This window comes from Kitasatospora sp. NPDC057500, assembly GCF_042802195.1.
In the GTDB taxonomy this organism is placed as follows: domain Bacteria; phylum Actinomycetota; class Actinomycetes; order Streptomycetales; family Streptomycetaceae; genus Kitasatospora.
Map to the genome: position 1 here is coordinate 1 of NZ_JBHVER010000082.1, position 22,297 is coordinate 22,297.

17 protein-coding genes, 2 tRNA genes and 1 pseudogene are annotated in these 22,297 nt (G+C 73.9%); 13 read left to right on the forward strand and 7 right to left on the reverse strand.

The window, feature by feature from the left end:
* Positions 1-5: 5 nt before the first annotated feature.
* Together snpA and ACFU74_RS18990 are read right to left on the reverse strand one after the other, a co-directional pair.
* Positions 6-635: a snapalysin gene (snpA, locus tag ACFU74_RS18985; protein ID WP_380758059.1), complete on the reverse strand. Its 630-nt coding sequence runs from the start codon at positions 633-635 to the stop codon at positions 6-8.
* 180 nt (positions 636-815) lie between these two features.
* Positions 816-1,016 (reverse strand): snapalysin family zinc-dependent metalloprotease, encoded by a 201-nt coding sequence (locus ACFU74_RS18990; RefSeq protein ID WP_380758061.1) that lies wholly within the window; start codon positions 1,014-1,016, stop codon positions 816-818.
* A 110-nt stretch (positions 1,017-1,126) separates the two neighbouring features.
* Between ACFU74_RS18990 and ACFU74_RS18995 the strand changes: the two are divergent.
* Positions 1,127-2,110: pseudogene (locus tag ACFU74_RS18995) on the forward strand (LysR family transcriptional regulator); the annotation flags it as partial.
* A 290-nt stretch (positions 2,111-2,400) separates the two neighbouring features.
* Here the strand turns inward: ACFU74_RS18995 and ACFU74_RS19000 are convergent.
* On the reverse strand, positions 2,401-3,594 hold the full coding sequence (locus ACFU74_RS19000; RefSeq protein WP_380758063.1) for a low temperature requirement protein A: 1,194 nt from the start codon (positions 3,592-3,594) through the stop codon (positions 2,401-2,403).
* 421 nt (positions 3,595-4,015) lie between these two features.
* On the opposite strand from ACFU74_RS19000, the gene ACFU74_RS19005 reads away from it, so the two are divergent.
* Positions 4,016-4,165 carry a hypothetical protein gene (locus ACFU74_RS19005; protein ID WP_380758066.1) on the forward strand — a complete coding sequence of 50 codons (150 nt, stop codon included), beginning with the start codon at positions 4,016-4,018 and terminating at the stop codon, positions 4,163-4,165.
* On the opposite strand, the gene ACFU74_RS19010 is transcribed toward ACFU74_RS19005, so the two are convergent.
* On the reverse strand, positions 4,138-5,844 hold the full coding sequence (locus ACFU74_RS19010) for an ABC transporter family substrate-binding protein (RefSeq protein ID WP_380758068.1): 1,707 nt from the start codon (positions 5,842-5,844) through the stop codon (positions 4,138-4,140). The genes ACFU74_RS19005 and ACFU74_RS19010 overlap by 28 nt on opposite strands.
* 285 nt (positions 5,845-6,129) lie before the next feature.
* Between ACFU74_RS19010 and ACFU74_RS19015 the strand changes: the two genes are divergently transcribed.
* The 8 genes from ACFU74_RS19015 (at position 6,130) to ACFU74_RS19050 (ending at position 15,443) form a co-directional block, all read left to right on the forward strand.
* Complete coding sequence (locus tag ACFU74_RS19015) at positions 6,130-7,110, forward strand: ABC transporter permease (protein WP_380758070.1); 981 nt, start codon at positions 6,130-6,132, stop codon at positions 7,108-7,110.
* A 76-nt stretch (positions 7,111-7,186) separates the two neighbouring features.
* Positions 7,187-8,098, forward strand: coding sequence for an ABC transporter permease (locus ACFU74_RS19020; RefSeq protein ID WP_380758098.1), 912 nt, complete (start codon positions 7,187-7,189; stop codon positions 8,096-8,098).
* On the forward strand, positions 8,095-10,164 hold the full coding sequence (locus ACFU74_RS19025; protein ID WP_380758072.1) for a dipeptide ABC transporter ATP-binding protein: 2,070 nt from the start codon (positions 8,095-8,097) through the stop codon (positions 10,162-10,164). The genes ACFU74_RS19020 and ACFU74_RS19025 overlap by 4 nt, the downstream gene beginning before the upstream one ends.
* Positions 10,165-10,242: 78 nt before the next feature.
* Positions 10,243-11,001: a DUF4239 domain-containing protein gene (locus tag ACFU74_RS19030; RefSeq protein WP_380758074.1), complete on the forward strand. Its 759-nt coding sequence runs from the start codon at positions 10,243-10,245 to the stop codon at positions 10,999-11,001.
* An 86-nt stretch (positions 11,002-11,087) separates the two neighbouring features.
* A tRNA-Lys gene (locus ACFU74_RS19035) sits at positions 11,088-11,161 on the forward strand.
* A gap of 165 nt (positions 11,162-11,326) precedes the next feature.
* Positions 11,327-11,400 (forward strand) — tRNA-Lys (locus tag ACFU74_RS19040).
* 256 nt (positions 11,401-11,656) lie between these two features.
* Positions 11,657-14,254 carry a transglycosylase domain-containing protein gene (locus ACFU74_RS19045; protein ID WP_380758076.1) on the forward strand — a complete coding sequence of 866 codons (2,598 nt, stop codon included), beginning with the start codon at positions 11,657-11,659 and terminating at the stop codon, positions 14,252-14,254.
* 103 nt (positions 14,255-14,357) lie between these two features.
* The gene (locus ACFU74_RS19050; RefSeq protein ID WP_380758078.1) at positions 14,358-15,443 is read left to right on the forward strand and encodes a DMT family transporter; all 1,086 of its coding nucleotides are present in this window, start codon (positions 14,358-14,360) and stop codon (positions 15,441-15,443) included.
* A gap of 21 nt (positions 15,444-15,464) precedes the next feature.
* On the opposite strand, the gene lepB is transcribed toward ACFU74_RS19050, so the two are convergent.
* A complete protein-coding gene (gene lepB, locus ACFU74_RS19055; protein ID WP_380758080.1) occupies positions 15,465-16,250 on the reverse strand; it encodes a signal peptidase I in 786 nt (261 codons plus the stop codon).
* A gap of 121 nt (positions 16,251-16,371) precedes the next feature.
* A complete protein-coding gene (locus ACFU74_RS19060; protein ID WP_380758082.1) occupies positions 16,372-16,734 on the reverse strand; it encodes a chorismate mutase in 363 nt (120 codons plus the stop codon).
* 299 nt (positions 16,735-17,033) lie between these two features.
* Here ACFU74_RS19060 and ACFU74_RS19065 point away from each other — a divergent pair, with 299 nt between their 5' ends.
* Together ACFU74_RS19065 and ACFU74_RS19070 are read left to right on the forward strand one after the other, a co-directional pair.
* Positions 17,034-17,462, forward strand: a complete 429-nt coding sequence (locus ACFU74_RS19065; protein WP_380758084.1) for an OsmC family protein — start codon at positions 17,034-17,036, stop codon at positions 17,460-17,462.
* 425 nt (positions 17,463-17,887) lie between these two features.
* Complete coding sequence (locus tag ACFU74_RS19070) at positions 17,888-20,005, forward strand: putative bifunctional diguanylate cyclase/phosphodiesterase (RefSeq protein ID WP_380758086.1); 2,118 nt, start codon at positions 17,888-17,890, stop codon at positions 20,003-20,005.
* A gap of 29 nt (positions 20,006-20,034) precedes the next feature.
* Here the strand turns inward: ACFU74_RS19070 and ACFU74_RS19075 are convergent, their stop codons facing one another.
* Complete coding sequence (locus ACFU74_RS19075; protein WP_380758088.1) at positions 20,035-21,150, reverse strand: LLM class flavin-dependent oxidoreductase; 1,116 nt, start codon at positions 21,148-21,150, stop codon at positions 20,035-20,037.
* 504 nt (positions 21,151-21,654) lie between these two features.
* On the opposite strand from ACFU74_RS19075, the gene ACFU74_RS19080 reads away from it, so the two are divergent.
* A complete protein-coding gene (locus ACFU74_RS19080) occupies positions 21,655-22,251 on the forward strand; it encodes a DedA family protein (protein ID WP_380758090.1) in 597 nt (198 codons plus the stop codon).
* Positions 22,252-22,297: the final 46 nt, after the last annotated feature.

Consider the following 22,297-nt stretch of genomic DNA (forward strand, 5'->3'; position numbering starts at 1 on the left):
GGGGATCAGCCGGCCAGGCCGTTCCGCCACAGGGTGTTCACCCGGGAGCGCTCGGTGGCGTTCGGGTTCGGGTTGGTGCAGGAGGTGCCGGGGCCGCCGCCGGACATCAGCTCGCTGCACGGGCCGGAGTAGTGGTCGGGCAGGCCGAGCACGTGGCCGGTCTCGTGGGCGGTGACGCGCAGCGAGTTGTACTGCCGGTTCTGCGCGTAGTCGAGGAAGATGTAGCCGCGGCCGTGGCCGTCGGTGCTGGCGTAGGAGCCGCGGGAGTCGTTGCCCTCGTAGTAGCGGAAGTCGGCCGCCGTGCCGGAGCGGAGCTGCACGTTGGTGACCGAGCTGTTCCAGATCTGCGCGCTCTGGGCTATCTGGGTGCGGAAGGTGGGCGCGCTGCTGGCGTCGTAGGTCACGGTGACGGCCAGCAGGAACGGGTTGGCGGCCTGCTTGGCCCGCGCGGACTTCATGACGGCCTCGTAGAACGCCTGGTTGTTGGCGTCCTCGGCGACCGAGCCGGCGTAGGCGGTGCCGGAGGGCGTGTAGCCCTGGGTCGGCGCGGCGGCGGCGCTGGTCGGCAGGGCCGCCAGGCCGGCGGCGAGCGCCAGGCCGAGGGCGGCGGAGAACGTGCGCGAGACACGGTTCATGTGGGGGCTCCCGTTCACGGGTCGAGGGGTGGGGGTACCGCGGTGCGGCGGTACGGCGTACCGCCGGTGGCGCGGGTGGTGCGGTGGTGCGGGGTGGGCGCACGCCCTGCCGGCCGGAGGGGGTCGTCCGGTCGGGGTGCGCCGGGGGCCGCCGGGGAGGCGGACCGTCAGGGGGCCGGGTCAGCCGGCCAGGCCGTACCGTCGCAGGGAGTCGGCGCGGCCGCGTTCGGCGCTGTTCGGGTACGGGTCGGCGCAGGGGGTGCCGGAGCCGCCGCCGGACACCGGCTCGCCGCACGGACCGGAGTGGCGGTCGGGCAGGCCGAGCACGCGGCCGGTCTCCAGTCCGAGCGCCACGGAGAGCGTGCGCGGGACACGGTTCATGTGGGGGCTCCGCTTCACGAGTGCACCGCCGCCGGTGGGGGCCCGGCCGCGGGCATCGGACGAATGCTTGTGCCCCCAGAGCTTCGGCCAGGCCGGCGGCCCGGCGGATGATGTCAACCGGCGATAGCCCGGACCAATCACCGCGCCACCCGGCGATCCCTCCGCCGCTCCCCCGCGGCGGGGCCGCTCCCGGCACTCCGGCCCTCGACAGCCTGTCATGTCCCTGGCGTCAGCCCGTTTCGACCGTTACGCTCCCCGATGTGGAGCTCGACGTGAGACACCTGCGGGTGCTGTGCGCGATCGCCGACACCGGAAGCCTCCGCAAGGCAGCGCTGCAGCTCGGCATGACCCAGCCGTCGCTCACCACCCAGCTGCACCGCATCGAACGGGCCGTCGGCGGCACGCTGTTCACCCGGGAGCAGACCGGCAGCCGGCCCACCGCGCTCGGCCACTCCGTGCTGTCCCGGGCCAGGCCGGTGATCGCCGAGATGGCGGCGCTGGTGGCGGCCGCCCGCCAGGAGGCCCGGGAGGCGGCCGGTGGCGAGCGTGCCCGGCGAATGCGGATCGGCAGCGTCGGCAGCCGGGCGGTGGCCGCCTGGCTGCGCCGGGTGCACGAGCGGCTGCCGGAGACCGACACCACCATCCAGATCGACATCTCGGCCAACGCCCTGCTCCGGATGATCGCCGCCGACCAGCTGGACGTGGCCTTCGTGCACGAGAGCGAGGGCTTCCCGCTGCGGCTGCCCCCGGACGCCGAGCACCGGGTGCTGCTCGCCCGCGAGCCGCAGTTCGTCGCGCTGACGGCCGGCCACCCGGCGGCCGCCCGGCCGGTGGTCCGGCTGGCCGAGCTCGCCGAGGACACCTGGATGGTCGACCCGACCGCCGACCACGAGTACGCCGCGATGCGCCGGGTGTTCCGCTCCGCCGGGCTCAACCCCCGGGTGGTCCAGGTGCGGGACAACGCCACCGCCGCCGAACTGGTCGCCTCCGGGGAGGCGGTCCGCCCCTGCCAGCCGACCTCGCTGCCCGGCCCGGGCACCGTCGTGCGCCGGCTGCACGGCGACCCGCTGGCGGTGCGGCTGCTGCTGGTCTGGCGGCCGCGCGCGCTCGGCCCGCCGGCCCGCGAGGCGCTGTACGAGGAACTGCGGGCGGCCTACCTGGACCTCGCCCAGGCCAGCCCGGCGTACCGGGCCTGGCTCGCCGGGCACGACGAGGTGCTGCGCGCACTGCTGGGACCGCCGCCGCTGGACCCGCTCCGGGCGAACGGGCCGGTGGTGCCGAACGGGGCGGGCCCGGCGAGCGGAACGGGCGGCCGCACCGAGGAGCACCCCCGCGACGGGCAGCCGCGGGAGGGCTCGGCGCAGCGCCGCCCGCCGGTCCTCGTTCAGCGCTCCCTGGCGTGCAACGCCACTCCGACCGCCACCGTGGCCGCCGTCACCAGGCCCGCCGCGAGGACGCCGGCGCCGCCCGCCGCCGTGCAGGCGAGCACCGCCGCCGAGGCCACCGGCAGCAGCGACAGCTGAACCGCGCCGGTCTTGGCGTGCCGGGCGTGCAGCGCCCAGACGGTGAAGAGGTAGAGCGCGGTCGGCACGGTCACCGTCGCGGTGGCGGCCGTTTCGGAGATGTGCGCCTTGTGCACGGCCGATTCGACCGCCACCTCCAGCCCGGCGCCGATCGCCGCCGCCGAGCCGAACACCAGGTAGTGGCCGTAGCCCCAGAGGAAGGCGCGGCGGCTGGAGCGCAGGTGCTGGTGGACCGGCCGGTCGAAGTAGATCCACCAGGCCGAGAAGCAGATCAGCAGACCGCCGAGCGCGACCGGCAGCAGCCGGACCGGCCCCTCGTGCTCGTCCACCGCGGACTGCACCGCGACGGTCGCCGCCGCCACCGTCTCACCGAGCACGATCAGCGTGAACAGGCCGTAGCGCTCCGCGATGTGGTGCGGGTGCCAGGGGGTCCGCAGCCGCAGTTCGGCGATCGCGGGCACGGCCAGCTCGGCCAGGATCCCGATCGGGATCATCATCGAGCGGACGTCGTGCGGCAGCAGCAGCACGACGCCCCAGCCGATCTGGCAGAGCGTGATCCCGACGGCGTAGCGCAGCGCCACCGCACGGGCGAGCCCTTCCTCCGCGGCCGCCGCGCGCAGCCACTGGGTGACCATGGCCAGCCGCATCACCACGTAGCCGAGCACCACCAGCACGATGTCCTGGTCGGCGAACAGCCGCGGCACACCGGCCGCGAGGAGCAGCACGCCGGCGATCTGGACCAGGGTGGTGACCCGGTAGGGGACGTCGTCGCAGTCGTAGGCGGAGGCGAACCAGGTGAAGTTCATCCAGGCCCACCAGATGGCGAAGAAGGCGAAGAGGTAGCCGGTCAGACCGTCCCCCCAGTGGCCGCCCGCGAGGTCGTGGGCGAGCTCCCGCCCGGCCTGGCCCACGGCGACCACGAAGCAGAGGTCGAAGAAGAGTTCCAGCGGGGTGGCGACCCGGTGCGGTTCGTCCTTGCTGCGCGGGACCATCCGGCGCACCGGGCGCGGTTCGACGGCGTGCGGGCGGGGGGCTGCGGTGGAGTCGCTGCTCATGGAGGGTCTCCGGCTCCGGGCGGGCGGGCTGTACCCGCCGCATCCTGGCAGCGCGCCGGGCACCGTGCACGCACCGCAGCGCACCGGTGATCGCCCGAGAGCGCACGGAACGGGCCCGTGAGCGGCCTGGGCGCCCACCGGATACACCGATTGCCCCGTTATGCACCGATATGCCCTGGCGTCAGCGAGAGTTGACGCCCCGGTGCGCGAACCGGGTGACAGCGCGGCGGGTTTCCGGGCGCGCCCGCGCGGTACGGCGTGAGGTCCGGGAGCGCCCGCTAGATTCGTCCCCGGTTCGAGACGAACGGGGCCCGGGGACGGGCCCCGGCACGGGCGGCCTGCGGGCATCGCGGAAGGTCAAGGCGGGTGGGAGGACAGCGGGGGCGGCGACGCCGTTCCCCGTGTCCGCACCACCGGCCTCGTGATCACCGCGCTGCTCGCCAGTGCCCGCCGTACGCCCGCCCGGCGGCGGCCGACCCCTGCCCCGTCCCCGGCCGCGGACTCCGGCTACGGCTACGGCTACGGCTACGGCTACGGCTACGGCTACTTCTCCCAGCCGACCTTGGAGTAGTCCACACTGGCCAGCCCGGGCGCACCGTAGTTGGCGAGCCCCTTGCGGGCCGCCACCACCGTCGGCCGCTGGTACAGCTCATAGGTGTGGCCGAGCTCCCAGATCCTGGCGTCCGCCTGGTTGTAGAGGTTCGCGGCCTGCACCGGGTCGATGGTTCCGGCCGCCTTCCTCAGCAGCGCGTCGATCTCCTCGCTGCCCAGCTTGGAGAAGTTGCCGAAGACGTTGTCGCCCTGCGGCAGACGGAAGTTGGTCAGGCTGGTGGAGAGCGGGAACGAGTCGGTGTTGCGCCAGCTGGCGATGTCCCACTTGCCGGGGTTGACGTACTTGGTGAAGAAGTCGTTGGCCGCGACCTTGTCGATCTCCACCTTGACCCCGACCGCCAGCCACATCGCCTGGGCGGCGGTGGCGAGGTCGACCTGGGCCTGCGGGGTGGACTCGTTGAGCACCCAGTGCAGGGTCAGCGCCTGGCCGTCCCTGGTGCGGGGCCGGCCGGCGCCGTCCTCCTTCCAGCCGGCCTCGTCCAGCAGCCTCTTCGCCGCGGCCGCGTCGAACTTCGCCCACTCCCCGGAGTTGTCCCGGTAGCCGGTCTGGTTGGGCATGAAGATGTGGTTGCCGAGCGGCTTGAACTCCACCGGCACGCCGTTGTTGGCGATCCTGATGAGCGCATTGCGGTCCAGCGCCCTGCCGAGCGCCTGGCGGACCCTCACGTCCGCCAGCGGACCGCCGCCGCCGAAGGAGATGTGCACCTCGTCCCAGGGGCTGGCGGACCGGATCACCGCGTCCTCGGCGTCCTTGAGCTGCCCGTACGCGGTGGCGGTGCCGGCCGTGGCGAAGTCGATCTCGTTGTTGAGGAAGGCCTGGGTGGTCGCCGACTGCGTCATCACCCGGAAGACGATCCGGTCCGCCTTGGGCTTGGCGCCCCACCAGTTCGGGTCCGGGACGAGTGTCAGGGTCTGCGCGGTCTTGTCGGCGGCGCCGACCTTCAACGGGCCCGCGGTGATCGGGATCCGCTCCACCCAGCCCTTGTTGAAGTCGTCGGCGGTGGCGATCCCGGCGGCCGGGATCAGCGGACGGAACAGGTTCTGCCAGTCGGCGTAGGACTCGGAGAAGGTCACCTTGACCTCGGTCGGGTCGGCGCCCTGCTCGACGGCGGAGATCAGCTCGTAGCCGGCCGAGTCGGCGATGTTGTAGCCCTCCTTCTTCCCGTTGACGGCCTCCCAGTCGGCCTTGAAGTCGAGGAAGCTCAGCAGCTTGCCGTCCGACCACCTGGCCTTCGGGTTGAGCCGGTAGGTGATCACCTGCGGCGAGGCGGAGGTCACCTCGGCACCCAGCAGGTAGTCCGCGACCGGCTTGAAGGTGCCGGTCTCGTCGGTGCTGAACAGGCTCGGCTCCAGCGTGCGCATGATCTCCACCGCGTCGCCGTAGCGGCCGTCCACCTGGAACGGGTTCCACTGGGTGATCCACTGGTAGAGCGGGAAGCGGACCTCGCCGCCGTCGCGGACCTGGTCCAGCGGCTTGGCGTTGATGTCGATGGACCCCTGCCCGGCAGCCTGGCTGCTGACCGCCGGGTCCGCCGGACCGCCGCCGCCCGAACTGCACGCGGCGGCCGTGAGGACGACGGCGAGGGCGAGGGCGGCGGCGCGGCCGAGTCGGCGCGCGGGCGTGGCGGAAGCGTCCATGAGGTCCCCCCGTGTTGTCCGGCGAGTGGTGAGGGTGAGCGTCGCGAGGTGTGGCGAGGCTTGATCGTGGGCAGCCAAGTCGGTGCCGGGGACCGAACGTAACAGTCGATCAGAACCAGTACCAGGGGGCCGAGTTGACACCTGATCCAAGCGAAACGGGGCGCAACACGGCCGCAACACCCCGGCCGCGCACCACTGCCACACTCTGAGCTGCGCTTTCCCGAAAGGCCACTCCCCGATGCCCACCAGACGCGTCGGCCCCGCTCCCAGCCCTGGCGGCCGCCGATGCTCCGCTACCTGACCAAGCGGCTCGCCTACTACGCCGTCCTGCTGGTCGCCGCCGTCTTCCTGGCGTACGCGCTGGCCGGCGCCGCCCTGCAGCCGCGCGCCTACTTCGAGGCCAAGGTGCCGCGCCCCGCCGCCGCCTCGGTCGAGCGCCAGCTCACCGACCTCAACCTGAACGACCGCACCCCGGTCGTCCAGCGGTTCGGCCGCTGGGCCGGCGGCCTGCTGCACGGCGACCTCGGCCGCACCATCCACGACACCCCCGTGATGGACGACTTCCGCCGCCGGGTCTGGGTCTCGCTGCGGCTGCTGCTGGTCGGCAGCCTGCTCGGCATGGCGCTCGGCGTCGCCGCCGGGGCGTGGAGCGCGGTGCGCCAGTACCGGCTCTCCGACCGGCTGCTGACCGTCGTCTCCTTCGTCCTGCTCTCCACCCCGGTCTTCCTGGTCGCGCTCTTCCTCAAGAACGGCGCCATCGCCGCCAAGAACGCCGTCGGCCACGAGGTCGTCCCGTTCACCGGGTACGAGACGCCCGGCCTCACCGGCGGCCTCGGCGCACACCTCGCCGACTGGGCGCTGCACCTGCTGCTGCCCACCCTCTCGCTGGCGCTCGGCGGCCTCGCCACCTACAGCCGCTACCAGCGCGCCACCATGCTGGACGTGCTCGGCTCCGACTACCTGCGCACCGCCGAGGCCAAGGGCCTCACCCGGGGCCGGGCACTGGTCAAGCACGGGCTGCGGACGGCGGTCGTCCCGATGTCGACGATGTTCGCGTACGGCTTCCTCGGCATCTTCACCGGCGCCGCCTTCACCGAGACCATCTTCGGCTGGCACGGCATGGGCGAGTGGTTCATCCAGTCCGTCAACGAGCAGGACGTCAACGCGGTCGTCGCGGTCAACCTGTTCGCGGCGGTCGTGGTGCTCGCCTCCGGCTTCCTCGCCGACGCCCTGCACGCCGCGCTCGACCCGCGCGTGCGGTCCTGACCCGAGGAGGAGCCCCGTGACCGCCGCGATCACCGGACCCGCCGGCCCCGCAGAGCCCGCAGATTCCGCCGGGCCCGTGCCGCCCGGCACGGCCGGCCGGGGCCGGATCGTCCTCGCCCGGCTGCTCGCCGCCCGCGGGGCGGTGTTCGGCGCCGCCGTCGTCCTGCTGCTGTTCCTGCTGGCCTTCGGCGGCCCCTACCTCACCCCCTGGGACTACGCCGCCCCCGACTACGGCGCGCTGCGCCAACCGCCCTCCGCCACCCACTGGTTCGGCACCAACGGGATCGGCCAGGACGTCTTCGCGCAGACCCTCCGCGGCCTGCAGAAGTCGCTGGTCATCGGCCTGCTGGTGGCGCTGTTCTCGACGGTGCTGGCCTCCCTGGTGGGCGCCTGCGCCGGCTACTTCGGCGGCTGGACCGACCGGCTGCTGATGTTCCTGGTCGACCTGATGCTGGTCTTCCCGAGCTTCCTGGTCATCACGATCGTCTCGCCCCGGCTGAAGGGCACCGGCTGGCTCGCCTTCGTGCTGCTGCTCGCCCTGTTCAACTGGATGATCACCGCCCGGGTGGTCCGCTCGATGACGATCTCGCTGCGCGAGCGGGAGTTCGTCCTGGCCGCGCGGTTCATGGGCGTCCACCCGCTGCGGATCATCACCCGCCACGTGCTGCCGAACGTCGCCTCCTTCCTCATCATCGACGCCACCATCGCGGTCGGCGGCGCCGTGATGAGCGAGACCGCGCTCTCCTACTTCGGCTTCGGCGTCAAGGCGCCGGACGTCTCGCTCGGCACACTGCTCGCCGCCGGCACCAGCGAGGCACCGGTCTTCCCCTGGCTGTTCTACTTCGCCGCCGGGCTGCTGGTGCTCTTCGTACTGGCCGTCAACCTGATCGGCGACGGGCTGCGGGACGCCCTCGACCCCACCGCCGAGGCCGCCCGGCGGCCCCGCCGCCCGCGCGACCGCGCCAAGAGGAAGAGGAGCCGCGCGTGACCGGCACCACCGCGACCGACGCTCCGCTGCTGCGGGTGCGCGACCTCCGGGTCGACTTCACCGGCCCGCGCGGCGCCGCCCCCGTCCCCGCCGTGCGCGGCGTCGACCTCACGCTGCGCCGCGGCGAGACGCTCGGCATCGTCGGCGAGTCCGGCTCCGGCAAGTCCGTCACCGCGCTGGCCGTCCTCGGACTGCTGCCCGGCACCGCCCGGGTCCGCGGCTCGGTCCGGCTGGACGGCCGCGAACTCCTCGGCCTGCCCGGACGCGAGCTGGCCGCCGTCCGCGGCCGGCGGATCGCCATGGTCTTCCAGGACCCGCTCTCCGCCCTCACCCCCGTGCACCGGATCGGCGACCAGCTGATCGAGGCGCTGCGCGTCCACCGCCCCGGCCTCGGCCGGTCCGCCGCCCGCGCACGGGCCGCCGAACTGCTCGACCTGGTCGGCATCCCGGCCCCCGACCGCGCCCTGGACCGCTTCCCGCACGAGTTCTCCGGCGGCATGCGCCAGCGCGCCGTGATCGCCATGGCCGTCGCCAACGACCCCGACGTGCTGCTCGCCGACGAACCCACCACCGCCCTCGACGTCACCATCCAGGCGCAGGTGCTCGACGTACTGCGCACCGCCCGCCGGGAGACCGGCGCAGCCCTCGTCCTGGTCAGCCACGACCTCGGGGTGATCGCCGGGATGGCCGACCGGGTCGCCGTGATGTACGCGGGCCGGGTCGTCGAAACGGCCGGCGTCGACGAGCTGTTCGCCGCGCCGCGCCACCCCTACACGCTCGGCCTGCTCGGCGCCGTCCCCCGGCTGGACGGGCCGCGCGGGCCGCTGGTCCCGATCCCCGGCACGCCGGCGCCGATGGCCGCGCTGCCGGACGGCTGCCCGTTCGCCGCCCGCTGCCCGCTGGCGGAGGACCGCTGCCGCACGGCGGAACCGCCGCTGGCCGGTGACGGCCACCTCGCCGCCTGCGTCCGGGCCGGCGAGCTGGCCGCACGGCGGCCCGCGCCCGCCGAGGTGTACCCCGTGCCGGAGCTCCCGGCGGCCGGCCCGCCGCTCCCCCGGGCGCGGCGCCCGCCGGTCCTGGAGGTCGGCGGGCTCACCAGGACCTTCCCACTGCTCAAGGGCACCGTCCTCAGGCGCCGGGTCGGCTCGGTGTACGCGGTGGACGGCGTCGAGCTGTCGATCCGGGAGGGCGAGACGCTCGGCCTGGTCGGCGAGTCCGGCTCCGGCAAGTCCACCACCCTGTTCGAACTGCTGCGCCTCGCCGCCCCCGAGTCCGGCCGGATCGAGCTGCTCGGCCGGGACACCGCCGGGCTCTCCCGCGCCGAGGCCCACCGGATGCGGTCCCGGCTGCAGATCGTCTTCCAGGACCCGACGGCCGCCCTCGACCCCCGGATGCCGGTCGGCGACATCGTCGCCGAGCCGCTGCGCGCCCAGCGGGCCGCGAAGGACGAGATCGCCCGCCGGGTGCCCGAGCTGCTGCGCCAGGTGGGCCTCGACCCGGCGCACGCCGTCCGCTACCCGCACCAGTTCTCCGGCGGGCAGCGGCAGCGGATCTCGATCGCCCGCGCGCTGGCCGTCCGGCCCCGGCTGCTGGTGCTCGACGAGCCGGTCTCCGCGCTGGACGTCTCGATCCAGGCCGGGGTGCTCAACCTGCTCCAGTCCCTCAAGGCGGAGCTGGGCCTCTCCTACCTCCTCGTCTCGCACGACCTCTCGGTGATCCGGCACCTCGCCGACCGGGTCGGCGTGATGTACCTGGGGCGGACGGTCGAGCAGGGCGAGGCGTCCGCCGTCTTCGGCCGCCCCCGGCACCCCTACACCCGCGCCCTGCTCTCCGCCGTCCCGCTGCCGGACCCGGCCGCCGAGCGCACCCGCGCCCGCGTGCTGCTGGCCGGCGACCCGCCCTCCCCCACCGTCCGGCACACCGGCTGCCCGTTCCGGGCCCGCTGCCCCGTCCACCCGGGGCTCGCCGCCGCGGAGCGCGAGCGCTGCGAGAACGAGGCGCCGCCGCTCACGGCGGCCGGTGGTCACGGCGACCACCAGGCCGCCTGCCACTTCCCGGAGAGGTGACGCGGCGCGGGCGCCGGGCGGCTCCGAACAGCGGACACCCGCCTGGCGGGCTCCCCGGCGCCGTGCGACAACTCTGCTATGTCCTGGTCCAACCTGACGATCATGGTCGGCTCGCTCGCCATCGCCTCCGTGGTGCTCCTGCTGCTGCCACGCTTCGCGCCCGTCGAGGCCCGCAAGCCGCACAACGACGTGACGGCCGCCATCTTCGCCATGGTCGGCGTGCTCTACGCCGTCCTGCTCGCCTTCGTGGTGATCGTGGTCTGGGAGGCCGCCGACGACGCCCGGGCCACCACCTTCCGCGAGGCCGACCAGCTGGCCGGCCTCTACTGGACGTCCCGCGAGTTCGACAGCCCCACGGGCATCGAGCTGACCGACCTCACCCTCCAGTACGCGCACACCGTCATCGGCGACGAGTGGCGGCTGATGGCCGACCACCGCACCGACCCGAACACCACCGAGCTGGTGTACCGGATCCGCGACACCACCAATGCCCTCCAGCCCGTCGACGCCCGCCAGCAGGCGCACTTCGAGAACGCCCTCAAGCACGTCGAGGGCCTGGCCAGCGAGCGCCGCGCCCGGCTCACCCAGGTCCAGGACGCGGTGCCGCCGCTGCTCTGGGTGCCGCTGATCGCCGGCGCGGTGCTGACCGTGGGCTTCGCCTTCGTGTTCGGCATCTCCAGCATCCGGCTGCACCTGGCGATGGTGCTGACCATGACCGCGATGATCTGCGTGGTGCTGATCGTGATCAAGGAGATGAACTACCCCTTCGACGGCGTGAACGCCGTCGAGCCCGACGCCTTCCAGGTCTTCCTGAACCGGCTCCCGGCCACCCGCTGAGCTCCACCCCCGGTCACTGCGGGTCACCGGACGATGGCGATTCGGCGGATCGGCCCGACAGCGTGTAATGTCTTGCGGGTCAGCAGGCGCCGCTAGCTCAGTTGGTTAGAGCAGCTGACTCTTAATCAGCGGGTCCGGGGTTCGAGTCCCTGGCGGCGCACCGACGGTCGAAGGGTCCTCTCGCAGCAGCGAGGGGGCCCTTCGGCGTTTCCCGATGCCGGAGGTGAACCCCGGGCGGCCCGGGGGCGAACGGGCCGGACCCCCGGGTGGCGCCCGGTGGTTCGAGGCACCGCCCGGAAGCGTGTATTGTTCTCTTCGTCAGCAGGCGCCGCTAGCTCAGTTGGTTAGAGCAGCTGACTCTTAATCAGCGGGTCCGGGGTTCGAGTCCCTGGCGGCGCACCGACACCGGGGAGCCTCTCGTAGCAACGAGGGGCTCCCCGGCTTTTCGCTGCCCATTGACGTCCGATTTGTGTGTGATGTCGGTCTCGCTTCCCGTCGTGGTGGAGCCAACCGGTACCTTCGGCGCGTTCTGGGCTGTAAACCGGAAAAGGGGCAAAGGCCCCCGAACGCCGACGATCCCGTCTGCGCGAGCCGGCACGGTCCCCCGCGTCCTGCCCGGCCCCGCGCAGCCGCCCGCCCGCAGGAGGCCGCCGCTTTGTCCCGTCCCGCCCTCAGCGGCGCACCGCGCACCCGGAAACCCAAGGCCCGCAGACCCCGCAGGTCCCGCCGCACCGGCTGGCGCAGACTGGTCCCCACCTGGCGGATGACCCTGGTCGGCTTCGCCGCCGCGCTGCTGCTCGGCGTCGGCCTCTTCGCCCTCGGCATCACGCTGGTCAAGGTGCCGGACGCGCACGCCGCCGCGACCGCGCAGAGCAACACCTGGCTCTACCAGGACGGCTCGGTGATCGCCCGGACCGGCCAGACCAACCGGCAGAACGTCCCGCTGGACAAGGTCTCCCCCGCCGCCCAGCACGCCACGCTGGCCGCCGAGGACCGCAACTTCTACCACGAGGGCGCCGTCAACGTCCCCGGGCTGGTCCGCGCCGCCCTCAACACCGCCAAGGGCGAGGGCACCCAGGGCGGCTCCACGATCACCCAGCAGTACGTGAAGAACACCTACCTGAGCCAGAAGCAGTCGGTCTCCCGGAAGGTGAAGGAACTCTTCATAGCGATCAAGGTGGACGCCACCGAGAGCAAGGACGAGATCCTCTCCAGCTACCTCAACACCTCCTACTACGGCCGCGGCGCGTACGGCATCCAGGCCGCCGCGCAGCAGTACTTCGGCGTCGACGCCTCCGAGCTCACCGCCGCCCAGGGCGCCTACCTGGCCGCGCTGCTGAACGCCCCGAGCGCCTACGACGTGGCCACCGCCACCCCGGCGGGCAAGCAGAACGCCGTCAACCGCTGGAACTACGTGCTCGACGGCATGGTGAAGGAGGGGTGGCTCTCCGCCGAGGAGCGGGCCGCCACCACGTTCCCCGAGGTCAAGGACCCGCAGTCGCAGCTCGGGCTGTCCGGCCAGGCCGGCTACCTGGTCAACGCCGCCACCGAGTACCTCACCACCAACCAGATCATCAGCGAATCGGAGCTGGCCAAGGGCGGCTACACGATCAGGCTGACCATCGACCCGAACCGCCAGCAGGCCCTCCAGGACGCCGTCCAGGCCCAGCTGAACGACACCCTCGCCCCGGAGAAGCGCAAGAAGGACGCCGCCGTCCAGCCCGGCGCCGCCTCCGTGGACCCGAAGACCGGCGCCGTGGTCGCCCTGTACGGCGGTGTCGACTACACCAAGCACTACGTCGACAACGCGACCCGGCGGGACTACCAGTCGGGCTCGACGTTCAAGGCGATCGCGCTGGCCGCGGCGCTGGAGAACGACGCCAGGACCCAGTCGGGCCAGACCATCACCCCGCGCACCGTCTACGACGGCACCAGCGGCCGCAAGGTCCGCGGCGGGAAGGGCACCCCGTACGCGCCGCCGAACCAGGGCGACAAGAGCTACGGCCAGATCACCCTCCAGCAGGCCACCAACTGGTCGGTGAACTCGGTGTTCGCCCAGCTCGCCCAGGACACCGGGCTGGGCAAGGTGCGGGACACCGCGATCGCGCTCGGCCTGCCCAGCAACACCCCCGGCATGGAGCCGGTGCCGTCGATCCCGCTGGGCACCGCGACCCCGAGCGTGCTCGACCTGGCGGGCGTGTACGCCACGCTGGACAACGGCGGCAAGCAGATCACCCCCTGGCTGGTCCAGTCGGTGGACCACGAGGGCGAGCCGATCGAGCTGCCCGCGCACAAGACCACCCAGGCGATCAGCGAGCAGACCGCGCGCGAAGTCACCTCGATGCTCCAGGGCGTGGTGAGCGACCAGGGCGGCACCGGCTGGCGCGCCAAGGACCTGGGCCGTCCGGCGGCGGGCAAGACCGGTACGACGGACGACCAGAAGTCGGTCTGGTTCATCGGGTACACCCCGGAGCTGGTCACCTCGGTCGCGCTGTTCGGGCAGGACCCGGCCACCGGCGCGCAGGTCAGTCTGAGCGGCACCGGCGGGATCGACGGCGCGGCGGGCGGCCAGTACCCCGCGAAGATCTGGACCACGTACATGAAGGCCGCGCTGAAGGGGCAGCCGGTCGCCGAGTTCCCCGCACCCTCGGGTGCCGAGTACTCCACGCGCAGCGGCTCGGGCTCCTCCGGGTCCGGCCCCTCGTCCACTCCTTCGAGCACGCCGTCGGCGCCGTCGAACGGCTCCGGCGGGTCGTCGAAGCCGTCCGGCGGACCGTCCCAGGGCGGCGGCCAGGGCGGTCAGGGCGGCTCCGGCTCCTCCGGTGACGCGGGCTCGTCGCCCTCCGGTGTGCCGTCGACCGGGTCGGGATCCGACTCCGGCGGGTCGGGCGGCAGTGGCGGCTCCGGCTCGGGCGCCGGCGGGGCCGGCGGTTCGGGCGGGTCCGGGTCCGGTTCCGGGTCCGGGTCCGGTGGGACGGGTACCACGCCGGTCCAGCCGACCAAGCCCCCGGCGCCGACCACCGCCCCGGAGCCCCCGGGCGGCACCGGCGGCTCGGGCTCGGGATCGGGCTCGGGGTCCACCGGATCGGGGTCCGGCGGATCCGGGTCCGGCGGCTCGGGGTCCACCGGCTCCGGCTCGGGCGGGTCCGGCTCGGGATCCACCGGATCCGGATCGGGGTCGAGCGGCGGCGGGACGGACACGGGCGCCGGGGCGGGTACGCCGGCCACGGCCGGGGCCGGCTCCGGCGGGTAGCGCGCGCCCGCGCACGCTTCCGTGCAGGTGGCGCAGGCCGAGCAGGACCGAATGATGGAATGACCCCTTACCGAATTACCGGTACGACTGTCACAATTCGTCGGTGCACAGCTCCAACCCCCTGCTCGGCCGCTCCCCCGGCCGGACCCTCGGGCTCACCCTCGCCCTCGTCTCCGCGTTCGCCTTCGGCGGCTCCGGAACGGCGGCCAAGCCGCTGATCGAAGCCGGGCTCTCCCCGCTCCACGTGGTCTGGCTCCGGGTCACCGGCGCCGCCGTCGTGCTGCTGCCGCTGGCCTACCGCCACCGCGACGCCGTCCTCCGGCGGCCCGGCCTGCTGATCGGCTTCGGCCTGCTCGCCGTGGCCGGCGTCCAGGCCTGCTACTTCGCGGCGATCTCCCGGATCCCGGTCGGCGTCGCCCTGCTGATCGAGTACCTCGGCCCGCCGCTGCTCATCGGCTACGTCCGGTTCGTCCAGCGCCGGCCGATCAGCCGGGGCGCGGCGATCGGCGCGGGCGTCGCGGTCACCGGGCTCGCCTGCGTCGTCGAGGTCTGGAACGGCCTGAGCTTCGACGCGCTCGGCGTCCTGTTCGCCCTCGGCGCGGCCTGCTGCCAGGTCGGCTACTTCGTGCTCGCCGACGCCGGCAGCCGGGGCGAGCGCCCGGTCGACCCGATCGCCGTCAGCGCGTTCGGCCTGCTGATCGGCTCGATCGTGCTCACCGTCCTGACCCGCCCCTGGGAGGCGGACTGGAGCAGGCTCGGCGGGGACGTGGTGATGAACGGGCACACCCTGCCCGCGCTGCTCCCGGCGGCCTGGATGGTCCTGATCGCGACCGTGCTCGCCTATCTGACCGGCGTCGTCGCCGTCCAGCACCTCTCCCCGCCGGTCGCCGGAGTGGTGGCCAACCTGGAGGCCGTGGTGGCCACCGTGCTGGCCTGGGTGCTGCTGGGCGAACACCTCGGCCTGCCGCAGACGGCCGGCGGGCTGCTGGTGCTGGCCGGGGCGTTCGCCGCCCAGGCGAGCAAGCCCGCCGGTACGGCCGGAACGGATCCGGCGGGGGCTGCCGGGAACCCGGCTCCGGCGGCCGGCGCGGTACCGGCCGGCGCGACGGCGCTCGGTGAGCGGCTCACCCGCGCCGCCGGGGCCGAGGCCCATCGGGACCGGGAGCGGGACCGGCACCGGGGCCGCTGAACGGCCCGGGGCGGCGACCGGTCAGTGACCGGCCCAGCCGAACCAGTCGAGGTGGCCGAGCGGCCACACGACGGCCGCCACCGGGCCGACCACGTTGTCCACCGGCACGGCTCCGCCGCCGGGGCCGCTCTGGTGGTAGCGGGAGTCCGCGGAGTCGCTGCGGTGGTCGCCCTCGACCCAGACGTAGCCCTGCGGCACCGTCACCGGACCGAAGTCCAGCCCGGCGCAGGAGTCGTTCCCGGGGTGCAGGTACGGCTCGTCGACCTCGGCGCCGTCGACGGTCAGCGTGGTGCCCGAGCACTGCACGGTCTGCCCGCCCGTCGCGATGACCCGCTTGACCAGGTAGTTGTCGTCCTTCGGCGGCACCAGGCCGACGAAGGAGAGCACCGAGCCCAGCGCGTTGGAGACGGGGTTCCCGCCGGTCGGCTGCGGCGGCAGCCAGTCCCCCGGGTCCTTGAACACCACCGGCTGGCCCGGCTCGGGCTCCCAGCCGGTCAGCGGGGCGAGCTTGTTCACGCCGACCCGGTCGCCGATCCGCAGGGTGTTCTCCATCGAACCGGACGGGATGGTGAACACCTGGAACAGACAGGTCTTGATCAGCAGCGCGACCACCAGGCCGACCGCCGCCATCGCCGGGATCTCGATCCACCACGGCCGCGGCCGGCGCCCGGGCCGGCGGGCCTTCGGCGATCCGCTCCGGCGCCCCTCGGCGGCACGGCGGGCCCGCCGTGCCTCGGCCCGGCCCCCGACCGGGGCGGCGGGCCCGGGCCCGCCGCCACCATGCGTTTCGGGCAGGTTCACCGCCATCGTCGCTGCTCCACTCTCCGGCTGCGGGGGAACCTGCACGCTACGCCAACCGGTGATCCAGGCGAAATCGGACGTTTACCCGCGCCAGACATCCCGCGGGCCCGGCGGACCGCGCACGCCGTCAGACGGAGGCGTTCCCGTGGGTCACCGCGTCGCTGGCGATGGCCTCGTGGTGGCGGATGACCTCGGCGATGATGAAGTTGAGGAACTTCTCCGCGAACACCGGGTCCAGGTGGGCGCCGGCGGCCAGCTCGCGCAGCCGCTTGATCTGGGTGCGCTCACGGGCCGGATCGGCCGGCGGGAGCTTGTGCTCGGCCTTGAGCCGGCCGACCCGCTGGGTCGCCTTGAAGCGCTCGGCCAGCATGTGGACCACCGCGGCGTCGATGTTGTCGATGCTCTCGCGCAGGCTGGTCAGCTCGGCCCGCACGGCATCGCCGACCCCCTCGGGCAGTCCGGCGTCGGGGGTCGTGGGGTGGTCCGTCATCGGGGCGGCTCCGCAGGTCTCTCGGTGGTGCGCCCGACCGTGCGGCGGCCGGGCCCGGGCCCGGGCCAATCTAACAGGGCGCCCGGCACGTGCCCGCACCATTAACGACGACCGTCCACGATCCGGACGGCGTCCGAACCGGCCGGCGCACGGCCCGGTCCGCCCGGGACCACCGGGGATTTTCGGACGCGACGGGCCGGTGTGCTACTTGTGGCACGCCCCGGGCCTGCCCGTAGGCTGGGCCGCGGCATGACCGGACGTGACGAATCAGCAGTTCCTCAGTAACGGAGGTACCGATCGTGGCAACCACTCGCACCGCCAGCACCGCTTGGGAAGGCAACCTGGTCGAGGGCAAGGGCCTGGTGACGTTCGCGTCGTCCGGCATCGGCGAGTACCCGGTCTCCTGGCCGGCCCGCGCCGAGGCCGCGAACGGCAAGACCAGCCCGGAGGAGCTCATCGCGGCCGCGCACTCCGCCTGCTTCTCGATGGCCCTCTCGCACGGCCTGACCGGCGCGGGCACCCCGCCCACCAAGCTCGACACCAAGGCCGACGTCACCTTCCAGCCCGGCACCGGCATCACCGGCATCCACCTGACGGTCGTCGGCGAGGTGCCCGGGCTGGACGAGGCCGGCTTCGTGAAGGCCGCCGAGGACGCCAAGGCCAACTGCCCGGTGAGCCAGGCCCTGGCCGGCACCACCATCACCCTCACCGCCGGCCTGGCCGGCTGACCTCCCCGGGCGTCCCGCCCACGGCCCGGTCGGGCGCACGTCCGGCGCTGACCGGGAGCCCGAGGGCGCGTTCTCGGAGCACACGCCCCCGGTGCACATCATGTGATGTGCACCGGGGGCGTCCGCATGTATCACCACACTTGACCCCAAACCAGACGAATCACCCCGGCGGCGGTCACCGCGCGTTGCCATCGCGTCCTATGATCGGCCGCAGCGCCCTGTTCCTCACGGTTCCTCAGGCGGGTTCCCACCCGGCCGCTCCGTCCCGAGCGTCCCGCACCGGAGTCCGTCCTCCGCGAGTGCGGCAGAGCGCGGAGCCGGCCGCCGAAGTCGGGTGACCGGCCGGACCAGCGTCAAGCGTCAGCAGCGGACGGGAGCATGCCGTGCCGGGCCAGAACGAGGGGGCCGACGCACACCACCCAGGCGTGCGGCACGAGGACCCGCGGCCACTCCGCCTGCCGCCGCCCGTCCTCCACGCCGCCCCGGCGAACGGCGCGGCCGGCGGCACCGACCGCGGACCGACCCCGGCCTCCCTGGCCGGGCTGGCCGGCCTCCGGGAGGGGCCGCCCGGCGACGACGCCCTCCGCTGCCCCGCCTGCTCGGCCCCGCTGACCGACGGCACCCACCACGCGGCGGACGGCGGCGGCGCGCACGGCCGGCCGGCGACCGGGGGCGACGACCGGCAACTCGCCGCGCTGCGGGCCAGCGAGTCCCGGCTGCGGGCCGCCTTCTGCGACGCCGGCATCGGCATGGCCCTCATCGACCCCGAGGACCGGATCATCGAGGTCAACCCCGCCTTCGCCGCGCTGACCGGCCGCGCCGTGGACGAGCTGGTGGGAACGCACATCCACGAGATCGCCGACCCCGAGGGCATGCCGCGCCGGCTGTTCCGCGCGCTCGCCCACGGCGAGCACGACCGGATCCGGGTCGAGAAGCAGCTCAAGCACCGCACGGGCCGGACGGTCTGGAGCAAGGTGACCGTCTCGCTGATCCGGGACGCCGAGGGCGGCCCGCTGTACACGCTCGCCCTGGTCGAGGACATCACCGAGCAGCGCCGGCTCGGCGACCGCCTGGAGTACCAGGCCCTGCACGACCCGCTGACCCGGCTGCCCAACCGGACCCTCTTCTTCGAACGCCTCGACGCCGCCTGCCTCACCCCCGACCGGGCGGAGGGCGCGGCCGCCGGGCCCTCCGGGTCGGCCAGGGGCGTGGCGACCACGGCCGACGGCGCCGGGACCGGCGGGTCCCGGGTCGGCGTCTGCTACCTGGACCTCGACGGGTTCGCCGCGATCAACGAGGCCCTCGGCCACCACATCGGCGACCAGTTGCTGATCGCCGTGGCGACCCGCCTGCGGCGCGGCTTCTCCGCGCAGGGCACCCAGCTGGTCGCGCGGATGGGCGGCGACGAGTTCGCCGTCCTGGTGACCGACAGCCGGGGCAGCGACCAGCTCACCGACCTGGCCGCCCGGATCCTCGACGCCCTGGAACGCCCCTTCGACGTGGCCGGCCACCGGCTGGTGGTCACCGCCAGCGTCGGCGTGGTCGAGCGTTCGGTGCACGAGACCACCCCCACCGACCTGGTGAAGGACGCCGACGCCACCCTGTACTGGTCCAAGGCCGACGGCCGGGCCCGGTGGACCCTCTACGACCCCGACCGGGGCGCCCACCAGCTGACCCGCCAGCTGCTCGCCACCGCGCTGCGCCCGGCGCTGGAACGCGGCGAGTTCACCATCGAGTACCAGCCGCTGGTCGGCCTGGCCGACGGCGCGGTGCACGGTGCCGAGGCCCTGGTCCGGTGGCGCCACCCCCGCTACGGGACGCTCTCGCCGGACCGCTTCATCCCGCTGGCCGAGGAGTCCGGGGCGATCGTGCCGCTCGGCAAGTGGGTGCTGGAGGAGTCCTGCCGCCAGGCGCGGCGCTGGCTCACCGAGTTCCCCGAGACCGAGACCTTCGTGAGCGTCAACCTGGCCGCCCGCCAGATCTGGGACTCCGACGTGGTCGCCGACGTCGCCCAGGCCCTGGAGCGCACCGGCCTGCCGGCGCGGCTGCTCCAGCTGGAGATCACCGAGAGCGCCCTGCTCGGCCCCGGTGGGCGCCCGCTCCAGGCGCTCCAGGCACTGGCCGACATGGGCGTGCGCATCGCGATCGACGACTTCGGGACGGGCTACTCCAACCTGGCCTACCTCTCCCGGCTCCCGGTGCACGTGCTGAAGCTGGACGGCACCTTCATCGAGGGGTTCCGCGACCCGGCCCCGGCCGGCGGCCGGCCGGAGCTCCCCGAACTCCGCTCCCGGCGCAGCGACGCCGACGAGCAGATCGTCGGTGCGATGGTGCAGCTGGCCCACACCCTCGGCCTGACCGTGACCGCCGAGGGCATCGAGAGCGCCGCCCAGGCCGAGCGGCTGCGGCTCACCGGCTGCGACACCGCCCAGGGCTGGTACTTCGCCCGCCCCGGCGAGGCCGAGCTGGTCGCGGCGATACTCCGCGACGGCCGGGAGGACCGGGAGGGCGCCGAGGACCCGGGCGGACCGGGCGGGCGTTAGCCCCGGGCCCGGGTCCGGCCTCCGGCCGCTCAGGCGGTCCCGGTCCGCCCCGCCGTCAGGCCGTACGCCTCGGCGATCAGGCCGTAGGACCGCAGCCGCGCCTCGTGGCCGTGGATGTGCGAGGTCACCATCAGCTCGTCCACGCCGGTCCGCTTGCGGAGCGCCTCCAGCCCGTCGGCCACCTCGCCGGGCGCGCCCAGGACGACGTTGCCCAGCCAGTCGTCGATGAAGTCCGCCTCCACCGGGCTGTACGGGTGGGACTCGGCCTCCTCGGGGGTGGGGATCGGGCCCGGGTTGCCCCGGCGCAGGCGCAGCATGCCGAGCGCCGCGGAGCGGGCGAGGCGGCGGGCGGAGGCCTCGTCGTCGGCCGCGACCGCGCTCACCCCGATCAGCGCGTACGGCTCGTCGAGGACGGCCGAGGGGCGGAACTCCGAGCGGTAGAGGTCGAGCGCCGGCAGGGTGTTCGCGCTGCTGAAGTGGTGGGCGAAGGCGAACGGCAGGCCGAGCCGGCCGGCCAGCCGGGCGCTGAACCCGGAGGAGCCGAGCAGCCAGACCGGCGGGCGTCCCTCCCCCTTCGGAACGGCGGTGAGCCGCGCGTAGGGGTGCCCGGCCGGGAAGCTGCCGTCGAGGAAGTGGGTCAGCTCGGAGAGCTGGTGGGGAAAGTCGTCGGCACCCTCGCCGAGGCCGCGCCGCAGGGCCCGGGCGGTGGCCTGGTCGGTGCCGGGGGCCCGGCCGAGGCCGAGGTCGATCCGGCCGGGGTGGAGCGCCTCCAGCAGGCCGAACTGCTCGGCGATCGCCAGCGGGGCGTGGTTGGGCAGCATCACGCCGCCGGAGCCGAGGCGCAGGGTGGTGGTGTGGGCCCCGAGGTGGGCCAGCAGGACGGCTGGCGTGGAGCTGGCGACGCCGGGCATCCCGTGGTGCTCGGCCACCCAGAAGCGGTGGTAGCCCCACTGCTCGGCGCTGCGGGCGAGGGTGGTGGTCGCGGCGAGCGCCTGTGCGGGCGTGTGGCCGGCCCCGACGGTGGCCAGGTCGAGGATCGACAGCGGGGCGGGTGCCGTTCCCCGGGCGGTGCCCCGGATCGCGTCCGCGGTGTGCGGCCCGGCCCCGTTCTCCCGCCGGTTCTCCTGCCTGTCCTCGGTCGTCATGCCGTCCGTCCTCCTGGCCGTGGTCGGTCCCGTCCGCCGGTGCGTCTCCACCGGTGCTGCCCCGGCGGCGGTCGGTGCCGCGGCCGGTGCCGAGACTGGTCAACCCCGCCCCCCGGCTCCCTTGTTCCCGGCCCGTCCCCGGCGGGGGCTGACTCAGAGCCAGCGGACGAACACCCGTGGCGACTTCACGCCAGCGCGGGAAGTCGCCAGCCCGCGGGCTCGCGGTCGGCGGTCGGCTTCCGGCAGGCTAGGGCTCAGGCGGATCACCCAACCGGATCCGCACTCACCAGCAAGATCGGCGGGCTGGACCAGCGCCGACCGATCCCCGCGAGCCCCCGGAGCGGCACCCCGCTCCGGGGGCTCGTGCCATTACCCGCCCGGGCGTGAGGCCCGTCACCTGTGGCCCTTCCCACAGCCGGGGTGCTTCATGGTGTGAAAAGTCGAGGCGCTAGCGTTGTCCCTTGCAACCACTGCTCCCCCGGGCAGCCTGGAGGGAGGACGGACATGGACATCGCCGCACTGGTCGGATCCTCGTGGATCTGCGCCCTGGCACTCTGCGCCGTTCTCGGCGACGCCTTCCTCCCGTTCCTCCCCAGCGGGACCCTCGTCATACTCGCGGTGCTCAAGACGGCGCAGATAGACGGCGCCCCCTTGATGCTCGGACTCGGGGTGGCCACGGCCTCCTTCCTCGGCGACCTGCTGCTGCTCCGGCTGGCGCGCCGCGGCGCGCCGATGGTCAGCCGGCGCCTGGAGCACCGGCCGAAGCTGGCGGCCAGCGTGACCCGGGTCCAGCAGGCCCTGGACGGACGCACCACCCGGGCGGCGGCCGCCATGGTGGTGGTCGCCCGCTTCGTACCGGCCGGGCGGACCGTCCTCGACCTGGCCATCGGACACTCCCCCGCCCATCCCCACCGCTTCCTGCGGTGGTCGGCGCTGGCCGCGATGATCTGGGCGGCCTACATCGTGACCCTGGGCTGGCTCAACAGCCACTGGTTCGACACCGCCTGGCTGAGCCTCGCGGTCTCCTGCGCGGCCGCCACCGCGGTGAGCACCGCCATCGCGCGGGTCGTGCGCCGCAACCGCCGGCTCTCCTTCGACTGACGCCGCGACGGCCGCACCCCCGGAACGCCCGTTGCGCGAAACGGGC

Coding starts and splice junctions, on each gene's coding strand:
- ACFU74_RS19080 (WP_380758090.1), top strand. CDS start 21,655: ATGGACATCGCCGCACTGGTCGGATCCTCGTGGATCTGCGCCCTGGCA.
- ACFU74_RS19060 (WP_380758082.1), bottom strand. CDS start 16,734: ATGACGGACCACCCCACGACCCCCGACGCCGGACTGCCCGAGGGGGTC.
- lepB (WP_380758080.1), bottom strand. CDS start 16,250: ATGGCGGTGAACCTGCCCGAAACGCATGGTGGCGGCGGGCCCGGGCCC.
- ACFU74_RS19000 (WP_380758063.1), bottom strand. CDS start 3,594: ATGAGCAGCGACTCCACCGCAGCCCCCCGCCCGCACGCCGTCGAACCG.
- snpA (WP_380758059.1), bottom strand. CDS start 635: ATGAACCGTGTCTCGCGCACGTTCTCCGCCGCCCTCGGCCTGGCGCTC.
- ACFU74_RS19030 (WP_380758074.1), top strand. CDS start 10,243: ATGTCCTGGTCCAACCTGACGATCATGGTCGGCTCGCTCGCCATCGCC.
- ACFU74_RS18990 (WP_380758061.1), bottom strand. CDS start 1,016: ATGAACCGTGTCCCGCGCACGCTCTCCGTGGCGCTCGGACTGGAGACC.
- ACFU74_RS19015 (WP_380758070.1), top strand. CDS start 6,130: ATGCTCCGCTACCTGACCAAGCGGCTCGCCTACTACGCCGTCCTGCTG.
- ACFU74_RS19010 (WP_380758068.1), bottom strand. CDS start 5,844: ATGGACGCTTCCGCCACGCCCGCGCGCCGACTCGGCCGCGCCGCCGCC.
- ACFU74_RS19075 (WP_380758088.1), bottom strand. CDS start 21,150: ATGACGACCGAGGACAGGCAGGAGAACCGGCGGGAGAACGGGGCCGGG.